The organism is Pseudarthrobacter sp. RHLT1-30-1, assembly GCF_059383415.1.
The window spans coordinates 192,013-205,066 of sequence record NZ_JBWZCG010000001.1 but is presented as its reverse complement, the minus strand read 5'-3'; the positions used below and the strand labels follow the sequence as shown (position 1 = coordinate 205,066).

At 68.3% G+C, this 13,054-nt stretch carries 13 protein-coding genes and 1 pseudogene; 6 read left to right on the top strand and 8 right to left on the bottom strand.

Translation table 11 applies throughout. From position 1 onward, the window contains the following. Positions 1-104: 104 nt before the first annotated feature. Positions 105-941 carry an NAD(+) synthase gene (gene nadE, locus AC50YM_RS01005; RefSeq protein WP_494955150.1) on the bottom strand — a complete coding sequence of 279 codons (837 nt, stop codon included), beginning with the start codon at positions 939-941 and terminating at the stop codon, positions 105-107. Positions 942-1,137: 196 nt separating this feature from the next. On the opposite strand from nadE, the gene AC50YM_RS01000 reads away from it, so the two are divergent. Both AC50YM_RS01000 and AC50YM_RS00995 read left to right on the top strand, forming a co-directional pair. Further along, entirely contained in the window at positions 1,138-2,379 is a 1,242-nt protein-coding gene (locus AC50YM_RS01000; RefSeq protein WP_494955149.1) for an FAD-dependent oxidoreductase, read from the top strand. A 34-nt stretch (positions 2,380-2,413) separates the two neighbouring features. After that, a complete protein-coding gene (locus AC50YM_RS00995) occupies positions 2,414-3,013 on the top strand; it encodes a dihydrofolate reductase family protein (protein ID WP_494955148.1) in 600 nt (199 codons plus the stop codon). Here AC50YM_RS00995 and AC50YM_RS00990 read toward each other — a convergent pair. From AC50YM_RS00990 to acsA, 6 genes and pseudogenes are all read right to left on the bottom strand, one after another. Beyond that, positions 3,010-3,252, bottom strand: coding sequence for an acyl carrier protein (locus AC50YM_RS00990; protein WP_494955147.1), 243 nt, complete (start codon positions 3,250-3,252; stop codon positions 3,010-3,012). The two genes, AC50YM_RS00995 and AC50YM_RS00990, sit on opposite strands and share 4 nt — an antisense overlap. A gap of 30 nt (positions 3,253-3,282) precedes the next feature. Next, complete coding sequence (locus AC50YM_RS00985; protein WP_494955146.1) at positions 3,283-4,770, bottom strand: dihydrolipoamide acetyltransferase family protein; 1,488 nt, start codon at positions 4,768-4,770, stop codon at positions 3,283-3,285. Then, positions 4,763-5,743: an alpha-ketoacid dehydrogenase subunit beta gene (locus AC50YM_RS00980; RefSeq protein WP_494955145.1), complete on the bottom strand. Its 981-nt coding sequence runs from the start codon at positions 5,741-5,743 to the stop codon at positions 4,763-4,765. The genes AC50YM_RS00985 and AC50YM_RS00980 overlap by 8 nt, the downstream gene beginning before the upstream one ends. Then, entirely contained in the window at positions 5,740-6,453 is a 714-nt protein-coding gene (locus AC50YM_RS00975) for a thiamine pyrophosphate-dependent enzyme (RefSeq protein ID WP_494955144.1), read from the bottom strand. The genes AC50YM_RS00980 and AC50YM_RS00975 overlap by 4 nt, the downstream gene beginning before the upstream one ends. Next, the gene (locus AC50YM_RS00970) at positions 6,378-6,776 is read right to left on the bottom strand and encodes a thiamine pyrophosphate-dependent enzyme (RefSeq protein WP_494955143.1); all 399 of its coding nucleotides are present in this window, start codon (positions 6,774-6,776) and stop codon (positions 6,378-6,380) included. The genes AC50YM_RS00975 and AC50YM_RS00970 overlap by 76 nt, the downstream gene beginning before the upstream one ends. Further along, positions 6,773-8,631: pseudogene (gene acsA, locus AC50YM_RS00965) on the bottom strand (acetate--CoA ligase). The gene AC50YM_RS00970 and the pseudogene acsA overlap by 4 nt, the downstream one beginning before the upstream one ends. 116 nt (positions 8,632-8,747) lie before the next feature. Between acsA and pyrE the strand changes: the two are divergent. The 4 genes from pyrE (at position 8,748) to AC50YM_RS00945 (ending at position 12,034) form a co-directional block, all read left to right on the top strand. After that, positions 8,748-9,332 carry an orotate phosphoribosyltransferase gene (pyrE, locus tag AC50YM_RS00960; protein ID WP_494955142.1) on the top strand — a complete coding sequence of 195 codons (585 nt, stop codon included), beginning with the start codon at positions 8,748-8,750 and terminating at the stop codon, positions 9,330-9,332. A gap of 95 nt (positions 9,333-9,427) precedes the next feature. Continuing rightward, a complete protein-coding gene (locus tag AC50YM_RS00955) occupies positions 9,428-10,201 on the top strand; it encodes a GAF and ANTAR domain-containing protein (protein WP_494955141.1) in 774 nt (257 codons plus the stop codon). A gap of 96 nt (positions 10,202-10,297) precedes the next feature. Next, positions 10,298-10,921 (top strand): hypothetical protein, encoded by a 624-nt coding sequence (locus tag AC50YM_RS00950; protein WP_494955140.1) that lies wholly within the window; start codon positions 10,298-10,300, stop codon positions 10,919-10,921. Positions 10,922-10,990: 69 nt separating this feature from the next. After that, positions 10,991-12,034, top strand: coding sequence for a thioesterase domain-containing protein (locus AC50YM_RS00945; protein ID WP_494955139.1), 1,044 nt, complete (start codon positions 10,991-10,993; stop codon positions 12,032-12,034). 9 nt (positions 12,035-12,043) lie between these two features. Here the strand turns inward: AC50YM_RS00945 and AC50YM_RS00940 are convergent, their stop codons facing one another. Further along, positions 12,044-12,898 (bottom strand): HAD-IIA family hydrolase, encoded by an 855-nt coding sequence (locus AC50YM_RS00940; RefSeq protein WP_494955138.1) that lies wholly within the window; start codon positions 12,896-12,898, stop codon positions 12,044-12,046. Positions 12,899-13,054 lie beyond the last annotated feature (156 nt).

Genomic DNA, 13,054 nt, shown 5'->3' with positions numbered 1-13,054 from the left:
CATGTGGGTGCGGCGGAGACGGCCGTCACGGGGCATTTTGACACGGACACGCCAGCACTTGGGTCCGGCACAGCCGACCGGGGGATCCATAGTGCCCCGGCCGGCTATCCCTGGGCCGGTTCTTTCCACCAGGTGTCGAAGATGGTGACGGGGACGGTGCGCTTGTGCCGGGTGCGGAGGTACTTCTGTTCGATCAGCTCGGCCGCGGCCACGGGGATCTCCCGGCCCTCGAGGTAGTCATCGATGGTGTCGTAGCTGAGGCCCAGTTCGTCCTCGTCGGTCCGGCCGGGCTGGCCGTCGAGGAGGTCCGCCGTGGGGACCTTCTCCCAGATCCGGGCCTCCGCGCCGAGCTCGGCGAGCAACGCACGGTTCTGGCGTTTGTTCAGGCCGAACAGCGGCAGGATGTCGGCGCCGCCGTCGCCGTACTTGGTGAAGAAACCGGTGACCGATTCCGCGCCGTGGTCCGTCCCGATGACCAGGTAGTTGTGCTCGCCGGCAAGAGCGTACTGCGCGATCATCCGGGTGCGGGCCTTGGTGTTGCCCTTGTGGAAGTCGGAGATCCCGTTGCCCACGGTCTTTTCAAACTCGTCCTCGAAGCCGTCCACCGCGGCCGAGATGTTGAACGTCCACTCGGTTTTGGCCTGGATGAAGTCCAGGGCAGCCTGGGCGTCGTGCTCATCATGCTGCACGCCGTAGGGCAGGCGGACGGCAACGAAGTTCGCGTCCACCTCTTCGGCCGACAGTTCGTCCACGGCAAGCTGGGCCAGCCGGCCGGCGAGCGAGGAGTCAAGCCCACCGGATATTCCCAGGACGAAGCCCTTGGTGTGGGTCGTTTTGAGGTAGTCCTTGAGGAACGCGACGCGCTTGCGCACCTCCCCGGCGGGGTCGATCGTGGGCTGGACGCCCATTTCTTCAATGATTTTCGCCTGGAGTTCGCGCATGCCTCAAAGCCTAGCCAGCCGTGTCAACCGGGCTCAACTGTGTCCGGCCGGTCGTCGCTGCGGTAATAGTCCCTCGCTGCGCAAAGTTCGCTGCGCTACGCGGATCCCCGCCGCGCCGGACCGATACCGCAGCGCATGCCTGAAACCGCCGCGAAAACCCCTCCCGCGGGACCGTGCGCAGGCGTAGCGTATGGCCATGGAGACGACCGGGTGCGTGGTGGTCGGCGGCGGGCCGGCCGGGATGATGCTGGGCCTGCTGCTGGCCCGGGCAGGCGTGGACGTGACAGTGCTGGAGAAGCACGCCGACTTCTTCCGCGACTTCCGCGGCGACACCGTCCACGCCTCGACAATCAGGCTGATCGACGAGCTGGGTCTGGGTGAGGAATTCCGCAGGCTTCCGCAAAGCAAGCTGAACAGCGTCGCCTTCCCGGTGCCGGGCGGGCCGCCGGTGACGATGGGCAACTTCGATTCACTGCCGCCCCCGTACAACTACGTCGCCATGATGCCGCAGTGGGACTTCCTGACCTTCCTGGCCGACGCCGCCGCTGTGGAGCAGTCCTTTACGCTGCGAATGAACCACGCGGCCACGGCGCTGGTCCGCAACGGTGGCCGGGTGACCGGTGTGCGTTACCGGACGACGGAGGGGGGCGAGGGTGAACTCCGGGCTGACCTGGTGGTTGCTACGGACGGGCGCCATTCCACCCTTCGCCGCGAGGCCGGGCTGGCCCCGCGGGAGTACCGGGTGCCGTTCGACACCTGGTGGTTCCGGCTGCCGCGCCATGCCTCCGAGCAGGGTGCGGTGGCGGGAATCGTCCCCGCGTTCGGTCGGGGTGAGGCCATGATCGCGCTCAACCGAACCGACTACTACCAGATGGGGTACCTGGCGCCGAAAGGCACGGATGCGCGGATCCGGGCGGAGGGTATCGAGGGCTTCCGGCGCCGGGTCGCGGCACTCCGCCCGGACCTCGCCGACCGGGTGGACGCCATCGCTTCGCTGGAGGATCTGCACTGGCTGGATGTGCGCCTGGACCGGCTGCGCGAATGGCATATCAACGGGCTGCTTTGCATCGGCGACGCCGCGCACGCCATGTCGCCCGCTGGCGGTGTCGGGATCAACCTTGCGATCCAGGACGCGGTAGCCGCCGCGGACTGCCTTGCCCCGGCGCTGCTCCGGGGCCGGGTCTCCCGCGAGGACCTGGCGATGGTGCAGCGACGGCGGCAGCTGCCGACCGTTATTGTCCAGGCTGTTCAGCGCGTCATGCACCGTCTGGTGTTCGAACCAATCATGACCGGAAAGAGGTCCGGGGCGCCGGCCGTCCTACTGTCCGTCGGAAGGCACATCCCGGCCGTAGGCAAGCTACTGCCGCGCTTCGTCGCCTTCGGACCTCGGCCCGAGCACGCGCCCGCCTTTGCCCGGCGCGCCCCGCAGCGGTCGTAGCCTAACCGTTTGTAGCGGAGTTGAGGAGCCGATCATGGGGCAACTGGTTGTCCAGGAATTTGTGACCGCGGACGGATTCGCGGCCAACGCCAACAACGAATTCACCGCCTACGAGATGCTCGAAGGCGGCACAGCGGGATTTGACCGAAACCAGCTGGCATGGCTCGACACCGTGGACGCCATGGTGCTCGGTGCCAACACGTACCGTATGTTCGTCGACTTCTGGCCCACTCCGGCGTCGGCGGGGGAAGTGATTGCGCCCGCGCTGAACGGTCTCCGCCGCTTTGTGTTTTCCCGCCGCCTCAAGAAGGCCCCGTGGGGTGACCTGCCCGCGGCAACGATTGAATCGGGAGACGCGGTCGAGGCGATCCGCCGGATCAAGCGCAACGTCGAGGGCACTATTGTGCTCTGGGGCAGCCTGACATTGAGCGAGGCATTCTTCGCGGCCGGCGAGGTGGACGGCGTTCGTCTCGTTGTGATGCCGGTGGCGATCGGCGCAGGGCGCGGCGTGTTCCCGGCCGGCCCGGAACCGACGCTGCTGAGGCTGCGGAGCTCTACGACCTTCGACGCTGGGTTGGTCGAGCTTGACTATGCGCTCGGCCCCGGGCATTCCGCCGGGTCGAACCGCGACTAACCGTGCGCGGCGAGGTAGCCGATCAGCCCCTTGACCGTGGCCACTTCGGGGTAGTCCCGCTCCGGGATGTCGACACCGGTGGCCATGTCGATCGTTTCGACCAGACGGAGGAAATCCAGCGAATCGAGTTCGAGGTCCTGCCGAAGCCGGGCACCCTCGTCCAGCCCGTCGAGGTCCACATCCGGTGCCACTTTGCCGAGCGCGGCCTGCACCGCCGCCCGGGCGTCCTGTTCAATCATGATTCCTCCCGTTGCACAATCCCGCGTGGTTCACAGTTCCTCCGGCTTCTGCAGCAGCTCATCGATTCGGGCCAAATAGCGGCCGCCGCGCAGCCCGTCGCTGACCCGGTGATCCGCGGAGAGCGTGGCGATCACGGCAGGCCGGACCCCCAGCAACCCGTTCCGCGCCCACGGTTGTTCCGTCACCCGGCCGAAGCCGACCATCGCGACTTGCGGAGGATAGATCACACCGAAAACGCTCTCCACGCCCAGATCCCCAAGATTGGTCACGGTGATGGTGGGATCCGCCATTTCGGCCCGCTGCAGCCGCCCGGCCCGGGCGCGGCTGACCAGGTCCCGGAGCTGTTCCATCAGCTCGTCCACGGACAGGGTGTCCGCGTCATGGATGGCGGGGGCCACGAGGCCGCCCTGCCGCAGTGCGACGGCGACCCCGAGGTGCACGGACGCGCTGGGCCGGAAGCCGCCGTCGTCATCGAAAAAGCCGTTCACCTCCGGCAATTCCTTGGCCGCCAGCGCCGCTGCCTTGAGCAGGAGCGCGGAAGGAACCAGCCGGGAGGCCACCGGCCGTTGCGCGTTAACGGACTGCATCCATTCGACGGCGGCACGCAGGTCCAGGGTGGTGCTGAGGTAGTAGTGCGGGATGGTTTTCTTCGACCGTGACATCAGGGCGCCGATGGCGCGGCGCAGGCTGGCGACGCGCTCGCCGGCGTCCGTTGTTTTCCCGGCCGGTGCCGCCGGAGCGGGTTCTTCCCGCGCGGGCGCCGTTCCGGCGGTCCCGGCCACCGGCTCTGCTGGCGCGGGCGCCGGTGCCGTTGGGGCGCCTGCCACGGGGACCGCAGCCTCCGGTGGGTTTTCCACTGGACCTGGCGGCGCGCTGCCCGCGGCGCGCTGGACGTCCGGCACGGTCACGGTGCCGTCCGGGCCGGTTCCGCTGACGGTGGAAAGGTCGACGCCGTCTTCGGCGGCGAGCCGCCGGGCCCTCGGGGATGCGCTCACCCGGCCGGCTGGGGACGGGGCGGCGGCCACGGCGTGCTCGACATCGGCCCGTGTGATGGCGCCGCCCTTGCCGGTGCCGCGGATGTTGGCCGTATCGACACCCAGCCGGCGTGCCAGGTGCCGAACCGGCGGGGCGACCGGCGGGGCTTCGCCGGCGGCGGCGGCTCCGCCTTCGGCCGCGACGGCGGTCTGGGAGGATCCGGGTCCGGCTCCCGCGGCGGCGCCCGCCGCGGCCTTGGGCCGGACCGGGGGAGCCGGCTCCTGCAGCGGTGCCCCGACCTCGGCCGGTGTCTGAGTGATGCGGGCCAGCGGGGTCCCGATTGGCACCGTTTCGCCGAGGCCAACGAGAAGTTCCGCGACCACCCCTTCCTGGAAGGACTCGACATCCATCACGGTCTTGTCGGTGTCCACGACCGCCACGAGATCGCCGCGGCGGACGTAGTCGCCGGGCTTGATCAGCCATTCGACAATCTTGCCGTGCTCCATGTCGGCGCCGAGGGAGGGCATCAGGAAATCAGCCACCGGCCCCGACCGCCTCCCTGGCCGCCGCGACGATCCGGTCAACCGACGGCAGCGCGGCGAGTTCCAGATGCTTGGAGTAGGGGATCGGCACTTCGGCGCTGCAGACCCGGCCCAACGGTGCGTCCAGGTCATAGAACGCGTGCTCGGTGATCCGGGCGCTGATTTCGGCGGAGATGCTGCCGCTGCGCCACCCTTCGTCCACGACGACGGCGCGGTGGGTCCGGCGGACGGAGGCGAGGATGGCGGCCTCGTCCAGCGGCCGCAGGGTGCGCAGGTCCAGCACCTCGGCATCGATGCCCTCGGCTGCCAGCTGGTCGGCGGCGTCGAGCACGGCGGGGAGCGTGCCGCCGTAGGTAATGAGCGAAAGGTCGTTGCCGGTCCGACGGATCGCGGCAGTATCGATGTCCACCGGGCCGGCGTCGTCGTCGAGTTCCCCGGTCACGTTGTAGAGCGAGCCGTGCTCGAAGATCAGCTCCGGATCGGGATCCTGCAGTGCGGTCCACAGCATGCCGCGGGCGTCGGCCAGGGTGGCGGGGGCGAGGATGCGCAGGCCGGGGATGTGGGCGAACCATCCCTCCAGGCTGTGCGAGTGCTGGGCGCCGAGCTGGCGGCCGGCGCCGGTGGTCATCCGGATCACGATCGGGACATTGAACTGTCCGCCGGACATGTGCAGCAGGCTGGCCGCGTTGTTGACGATCTGGTCCAGCGCCAGCAGGCTGAAATTGACGGTCATGATCTCCACGATGGGCCGCATTCCGGCCAGGGCCGCGCCGATTCCGGCGCCAACGAAGCCGGACTCCGAGAGTGGCGTGTCGCGGATGCGTTCCGGGCCGAACTCCTCCAGCAGCCCCAGGCTCACGGCGAAGGACCCGCCGTAGGACCCGACGTCCTCGCCCATCAGAAAGACCCGTTCATCGCGGAGCATGGCGTCCCGGATCCCGGCCCGGAGTGCCTCGCGGTAGCTGGATTTCATCGCCCGCTCCGCCCGCCGGCGGTGCCCGGTCCGCCGTCCCCGCCGCGCTCGCTGTAGACGAACCGGGTGAGGTCCGCCAATGGTTCGAGCGTCCCCGCCTCGGCGAAGTCGACGGCGGCGGCAACCTCCGCGTCGGCGTCGGACTGCAGCTGCTCCCAGTCCTGGGCGGTGAGTTGGCCGGCGGCCTCCAGCGTGGCGCGCAGCAGGTTGATGGGGTCGCGTTCGAGCCAGCGGGCGACTTCGGCTTTGTCGCGGTACCGTTCCGGGTCGAACATCGAGTGGGCCCGGAAACGGTAGGTGCGCAGCTCCAGGAAATGCGGTCCGCCGCCGGCGCGGACCGCCTCGACGGCGTGGCGGGCGGCGTCTTCGACGGCGACGACGTCCACGCCGTCCACGGCCCACGCCGCGATCTCGTAACTCGCCGCCTTGAGCGCAATGTCCGTCTGGGATTCCGAGCGGCCCAGCGCCGTCCCCATGGCGTACAGGTTGTTTTCGCAGCAGAACAGCACAGGCAGCTGCCAGAGCGCGGCGAGATTGAGGCTTTCGTGGAATTCACCCTCCGCGACGGCACCCTCGCCGAAGAAGCACGCGGTGACGCGGGAACGGCCCGACATCTTGTCCGCGAGCGCCATTCCTACCGCGAGCGGCAGGCCCCCGGCGACGATCGCGTTCCCGCCGTAGAAGCGCGTGGCGGCATCGAACAGGTGCATGGACCGCCCCGGCCGCGGCAGCAGCCCTCGACGTGGCCGTACATCTCGGCCAGGATCGACCCGGCGGAGACCCCGCGGAGCAGGGCGTGGCCGTGCTCGCGGTAGGTGGCGAGGACGGCGTCCTCCGGCGCCAGCGTCTCCAGGACACCGGCCGCAACTGCTTCCTCGCCGATGTAGACGTGCAGGAAACCTCGGATCTTGGCGGCGCTGTACAGTTCGACGCACTTTTCCTCGAGCCGGCGGACGCGGAGCATCTGCAGCAGCAGGTGACGGCCGTGGGCCGGGTTCAGGGTGCGGCCCGGCGGGTCGAGCGGGCCGGTCATGGCTGCGCCCCGGGAGGCTGGCCGGCGGGCTGGACCGGCGGTTCCGCCGCCGCCGGGGTCTCGATGGTGGACGTGTCGCCCTCGGGCAGGCCGAGTTCGCGGGCCTTGAGCAGCCGCCGGAGGATCTTGCCGCTGCGGGTCCGGGGCAGGCTCGGCGTTAAGTCCAGCAGCCGGGGTGCCACCGCCGGGCCGAGCCGCTTGCGGGCGAAACCGATGATGTCCAGCTGCAGCCGCTCGGACGGCTTCCAGCCGGGGCGCAGTTCCACGAAGGCCTTCACCACCTCGCCGGCCACCGGATCGGGGACCCCGATCACGCCGGCTTCGGCCACGGCCTCGTGTTCCATCAGCGAGCTCTCCACCTCGAACGGACCGATCAGGTGCCCCGAGGACTTGATGACGTCGTCGCCGCGTCCGACGAACCAGTAGTACCCGTCGGCGTCGCGCTTGGCGAGGTCGCCCGTGAGGTACCAGCCGCCCGCGAAGCAGCGGCGGTAGCGCTCCTCCTCGTGCAGGTAGCCGCGGAACATCGACGGCCAGCCTGGCCGCAGGGCCAGCTCGCCCACGGTGTCCGGCTCTGCCACGAGGACCGCTTCGCCGTCGCGGATGACCGGCTGGTCCTGGGCATCCCGGGCCACGATGCCCGCCTCGACGCCGGGCAGCGGCCGGCCCATCGAGCCGGGGCGGATCTCGGTGGCCGCGTAGTTGGAGATCATGATGCCGCCGGTTTCGGTCTGCCACCAGTTGTCGTGCACGGGCTGGCCGAAGGCGTGCTGGCCCCAGACAACGACCTCGGGGTTGAGCGGTTCGCCCACGCTGGCGACGAAGCGCAGGGCGGACAGGTCATGGCCCCGGGCGCGGTCTGCCCCGGCCTTCATCAGCATCCGCAGCGCCGTGGGGGCGGTGTACCAGACGGTCACGTGTTGTTCGGCGAGGATCCGGTACCAGCGGTCCGCGTCCATCTCTTCCTCGTCCACGATCGTGGTGACACCGTGGGTCAAGGGCGCAATTACGCCATACGAGGTTCCGGTGACCCAGCCGGGGTCCGCCGTGCACCAGTAGACGTCCTCCGGATGCAGATCCAGTGCGGAGGCGCCGGTCGCGTGGTGGGCGGTCACGGCGTCGTGCACATGGATGGCGCCCTTCGGGGTCCCGGTGGTGCCGGAGGTGAAGTGCAGCAGTGCCATGTCCTCGGCCTGCGTCGCGGCGATCTCACCGTCGGCCGGCGCCGCGCGCATCAGTGCATCGAGATCCAGTGTCCCCGGCTCCGGGTGGCCGTCGGCGTCGGTCAGCAGGACGTGGCGGAGCTCCGGGAGCGAGTCGCGGAGGGGTGGGCAATCTTCTTGCGGTACAGGGCCCTGGTGGTCACCAGGGCCCTGCCGGACCCGAGCTGCAGCCGCTGGCGGACCGGCTCGGGGCCGAAGGCGGAGAACAGCGGGCAAAACACGCTGCCGTTCTTGAGGGTCCCGAGCACCGCGATGTAGAGTGCCGGGCCGCGGCCGGTGAGCGAGAAGACGCGCTCACCGCGGCCGACGCCGAGGCCGCGCAGCACACCGGCGAAACGGCTGGTCTGCTCCGCGAGTTCGCCGAAAGTCAGCGAGTGGCTGCTGCCGTCGGCCCGGACGAACCGCAGTGCCTCGTGCCCGGCGCGGCCGTTGGCCGCATGCCGGTCCACCGCCTCATACGCGATGTTGACGCCGCGGCCCCCGGGCAGCCCGGACAGTTGGTGACGGGCTTCGTCCCAGGAAAACGCGGCACACGCCGCGTCATAGTCCACCAGGTTCGGCCGGACCCGGAAGCTTCCGACGTCTTTACGGATGGCCGGCCAGCGGGTGGAGGATTCCGTTCCTGCCGTCATGGTTCCATCGGACTCCGGCCCGGCAGGGGTTCCTAGAGGACAAAGACCCGCCGCGGGGCCAGGTGCGTAGCCGGCGCGTGGAAAACCGGTACCGCCCAGCCACTAAACTGGGTCCCATGACTGCCAACAGCGCCCCTGCAGCTGACACCGCTGCCGCCCGAGCCCGCCTGCTTGAACTCATCAAGGAGTTGGCCGTCGTCCGCGGCAAGGTGATCCTCTCCAGCGGTGCCGAGGCTGACTACTACATCGATCTGCGCCGGATCACGCTGCACCATGAGGCGTCCAAGCTGGTTGGCCAGGTCATGCTTTCCCTGCTGGACGACGCCGGGATCGACTTCGAGTGCGCGGGCGGGCTCACCATGGGTGCCGACCCGGTGGGCACCGCGGTGATGCACACCGCCGTCGACGCCGGACGCGCCGTGGATGCCTTCGTGGTCCGGAAAGCGCAGAAGTCCTACGGCATGGGCCGCCAGGTTGAAGGGCCCTCCGTTGAGGGCCGCAAAGTGCTTGTGCTCGAGGACACGTCCACAACCGGCGGCTCCGCGCTGACCGCCGTCGAGGGCGTCCGCAAGGCCGGGGGCAACGTCGTCGCCGTCGCCGTGATCGTGGACCGCGACACCGGTGCCAAGGAAAAGATCGAAGCAGAGACCGGTGTCCCGTACCTCTTTGCATTCGGTAAAGACGAACTCGGCCTCAACTAGCCGGTTCGTCCCTGAACGGACCGGGGTGGACGCTGGATTGCCCGGTCAATTATTATTCTTTGAACACCCGCCTGACCCTCCGGAGACTACGCGCCATGCTCCTTCCCGAAGAAACCCTCGGTACTGAATCCGCCGGCACTCTTGACCGCATCCAGAACCTGATCCTGGACAGTGCCGATTTCGAGGACTTCCTCAATGAACTGGCCCGGTTCTCGGCCCACCAGGTGGCGGGTGCGGGAGACGACGCATTGTGCGGCATTACGCTGCTCCGGGACCGCAAGGCCGCAACCATCGGCTGGAGCAGCGACTCCGCCCGGGAAGTGGATGAAATCCAGTACCGGCTCTCGCAGGGCCCGTGCCTGACGGCGGCGCAGGAGGAGCGCGAGGTCTACGTTCCGGACCTGTTCGACGAGGACCGCTGGGGACCGGACTATGCCAGTGCCGTCGCCGCGCACGGCCTGCGCTCGGTGCTGTCCGTACCGTTTCATCTGCAGGGTGAAGCGCAGGCGGCGCTGAACCTTTATTCAGATGTGCCGCGCAAGTTCGACGGCGACGTGGCCGCCCGGGCGCGCGGCTACACCCGTCAGATCTCGCAGGCACTGCGGCTCGCCGTTCGCTTTTCCCTGCACGCCGACAGCGCCAGCAATCTCCGGGCCACACTCGAGTCCCGGACCGTGATCGACATGGCTATCGGGATTGTGATGGCACAGAACCGCTGCAACCAGGAGACAGCGGTCAGGATCCTCACGGACGCGTCCAACAACGGCAATGTCAAGCTGCGCGAGATCGCCGCCTCCCTGGTCCAGTCCGTGGGCGGCACCGCGTCCCGGACACACTTCGAGGAACCGGACCGGCGAGAGGTCGGCTGAATCCGCAGCGGCCGTCCGGCTTGTGCGCATTCCTGGCGGCCGCTACGCTGTCTGAGGTTGAGCCGTCGGCCATAGACACCCCCTTTTGGAGTACCTATGGACCAATCGTTGAACGCTCAAGTCAAACTCGACATCGCCACGGATGTCGTCCGGATCGATGTCCGGGGGAGTCTCACGCAGCACTCCCGCCCCACCCTGATGCAGCTGTTCCAGCGCGTCCGCCGGATGGGAATCACATCCCACATCCGGGTTAACCTGGGGAGCGCGTCCTTCATCGAATCCGGCGCCCTGGCTGGGCTCCGGAACGACCTCAACGCGCTCGACGGCGCCGCAGCGCTCGTCGACACGGCTGGTGTTTTGCCCAGCTCCGCCGGTGTGTCGCTGGAGCTGAACCCCTCCGTGGAGCACACAGGCTCCGCGCTGCCGCCGCTCGATCTCTCGGCGGAATTCACCGCGTCCCTTGGCACCTCCGGAACCCGCCCGCTGGCCGTCTACTCCCACGACGAACTGCTGGCTGCCAGTGACTCCCTGTTCGGGCTGCTGGACAACCCGGCGGACATGGCCCGCTCGCAGCTCCGCGCGACTTATGACGAAATCGGCCTTGAGATCAGCCGCCGCGAACTTCGCGTCGAAACCGGCCCGGGCGCGGCGGAACTCGGAGCCGTCCAGCCTGCAGCCAGCCTCCGCTCCGTCGCAGGCCGGGAGCCGGAGCCGGTCTAACGGCCCTGTGTCCGCGCAGTCATCCGGCGGCGTTTTCTGTCAGGGTTGGCCGGTGGCTACGGTAGAGATGTGCCCCGTGAGCCGGAAGTTGAGGAAGCGGGTGGCGTCGGCGATCCCGACGCCACCCGCGTACTTCAGCATGCCGCCGAACTGAAGAGATTTTCCCGCCGCGGCTTCCTGATCGGCGCGGGTGCCGCCTCGGTCCTGGCAGGCGACATGCTGCTGACCCGGCGCGTACAGGCCGAGCGGCGGGTCCACAAGATCCTCACGGTGCCGGACGAGACAGCGGAGAAGTATTTCCCCAATGCCAGCTGGTTCCTCTTCCCCGGTTACAAGACAAGCTGGGAGGAGGCCTTGTGGATTCTGAGCGTGCTCCGCGGTGCGCTGAACAAGCGTGGCCAGCTCGCCGCCGTCGGATATTCCAATGAGGGCATCGACATTGACCAGATCGTGATCGCCGTGGTCGAGCATGCGCGGGCCCATCAGCTCAGCAAGCTCTACTTCTACGGCCACAGCTTCGGCGGCATGGTGGCAACCCAGGTCGCCGCCCGGCTCCGGGAGCTCCACGGCATCGAGGTGGCGTTCATCCTGCTGGATTCCAGCCCGTACAGCAAATTCGATGTGCTGGACCAGAGCTGGTTTGAGGGGGTGGTGTTTCTCTACGAGAGCGGCTACCGGGTCCCCTCGGTGCTGCGCGGCGGCTACGAACTCGGCGAACGGGTGCTGCACAAGGACGAGCGCAGCTGGGGTCAGGTCCTGGACCAGACGCTGGAACAGCTCTCGCCGATCGCGCCCTCCAGCGTGCTCATCCAGTCCGAGTCCGCCTACATCTACCATTTCGACGGCACCCGTTTCGCGGGGAAGCTCGGCGCGACGCGGATGGCCTTTATCGGCAACCCCCGCGACCGGACCGTGGACTACGAGAGCGCCCGGGACTCCTGGGCGTTGACTTATCCGGAAAATATGGCCTCCGGCTCACTGCGGACCGATGGTGCGCGTCCGGCGCACGCCAGCCCGGGCTGGAACCCGTTCGTCTACCGGCCGTTAATTGAGGAACTGCAGGACGAACTGTTCCCGCTGCCCTCCGGCGGAGGCAGGAAGACCGCCTTCTAGGGTGGTGTCCTAGATCTGGTTCTTCAGGTCAGCCACGGAATTCAGGATCTGGTTGGGCCGGAACGGGTACGCGGCGATGTCGTCCTTATGGGTGATGCCGCTGAGCACCAGCACGGTGTGCAGCCCCGCTTCCATGCCGGCGATAATGTCGGTGTCCATCCGGTCACCGATCATGGCCGTGGTTTCCGAATGCGCGTCGATCTGGTTCATCGCCGAGCGGAACATCATCGGGTTGGGCTTGCCCACAATGTACGGCTCCCGGCCGGTCGCCTTGGTGATCAGCGCCGCGATGGCGCCGGTGGCAGGCATCGGGCCGTCCTTTGAGGGGCCGGTGGCGTCCGGGTTGGTGGCGATGAACCTCGCGCCGCCCAGGATCAGCCGGATGGCCATCGTGATGGCTTCAAAGGAGTAGGTCCGGGTTTCGCCGAGCACCACGAAGTCCGGGTCCTGGTCGGTGAGGATAAAACCGGCCTCGTGCAGCGCCGTCGTGAGGCCAGCCTCACCGATTGTGTACGCGCGGTTGCCCGAATCCGAGCCCTGGACCTGGTCTTTGAGGAACTGGGCGGTGGCCAGGGCCGAGGTCCAGATATTCTCCTCGGGGATTTCCAGGCCCGAGCTCTTCAGCCGTGCCGCGAGGTCCCGGGGAGTGAAAATGGAGTTGTTGGTCAGGACAAGGAAGCGCTTGGAGGTGTCCACCCAGCGCTGAATGAGGTCGGCGGCGCCCGGGATGGGCTGGTTTTCGTGCACCAGGACCCCGTCCATATCGGTCAGCCAGCACTCGATCTCCTGGCCGCTGCGGTACACCGACTTCGATGAGCGCACTTGGTCCGGGTCGTTCCTGTGGTCTGCCTGCTGCTCCGCCATGCTGTCCTCCGCCGATAAGGTGCCGATGCCAGTCCCAGTCTAATGTTGAGTCGTGACTGAACCCGAGATGCCCAGCGAAACCAGTTCCGGTGCTTTGACCGCGGAAGGGACCGGGAACGCCGACGGCGCAGAGGCCGAGCCGGAGGCCGAGCCGGA

Coding starts and splice junctions, on each gene's coding strand:
- AC50YM_RS00980 (WP_494955145.1), bottom strand. CDS start 5,743: ATGAAATCCAGCTACCGCGAGGCACTCCGGGCCGGGATCCGGGACGCC.
- AC50YM_RS00955 (WP_494955141.1), top strand. CDS start 9,428: ATGCTCCTTCCCGAAGAAACCCTCGGTACTGAATCCGCCGGCACTCTT.
- AC50YM_RS00970 (WP_494955143.1), bottom strand. CDS start 6,776: ATGACCGGCCCGCTCGACCCGCCGGGCCGCACCCTGAACCCGGCCCAC.
- pyrE (WP_494955142.1), top strand. CDS start 8,748: ATGACTGCCAACAGCGCCCCTGCAGCTGACACCGCTGCCGCCCGAGCC.
- AC50YM_RS00995 (WP_494955148.1), top strand. CDS start 2,414: ATGGGGCAACTGGTTGTCCAGGAATTTGTGACCGCGGACGGATTCGCG.
- AC50YM_RS00975 (WP_494955144.1), bottom strand. CDS start 6,453: ATGCACCTGTTCGATGCCGCCACGCGCTTCTACGGCGGGAACGCGATC.
- AC50YM_RS01000 (WP_494955149.1), top strand. CDS start 1,138: ATGGAGACGACCGGGTGCGTGGTGGTCGGCGGCGGGCCGGCCGGGATG.
- AC50YM_RS00990 (WP_494955147.1), bottom strand. CDS start 3,252: ATGATTGAACAGGACGCCCGGGCGGCGGTGCAGGCCGCGCTCGGCAAA.
- AC50YM_RS00940 (WP_494955138.1), bottom strand. CDS start 12,898: ATGGCGGAGCAGCAGGCAGACCACAGGAACGACCCGGACCAAGTGCGC.
- nadE (WP_494955150.1), bottom strand. CDS start 941: ATGCGCGAACTCCAGGCGAAAATCATTGAAGAAATGGGCGTCCAGCCC.
- AC50YM_RS00950 (WP_494955140.1), top strand. CDS start 10,298: ATGGACCAATCGTTGAACGCTCAAGTCAAACTCGACATCGCCACGGAT.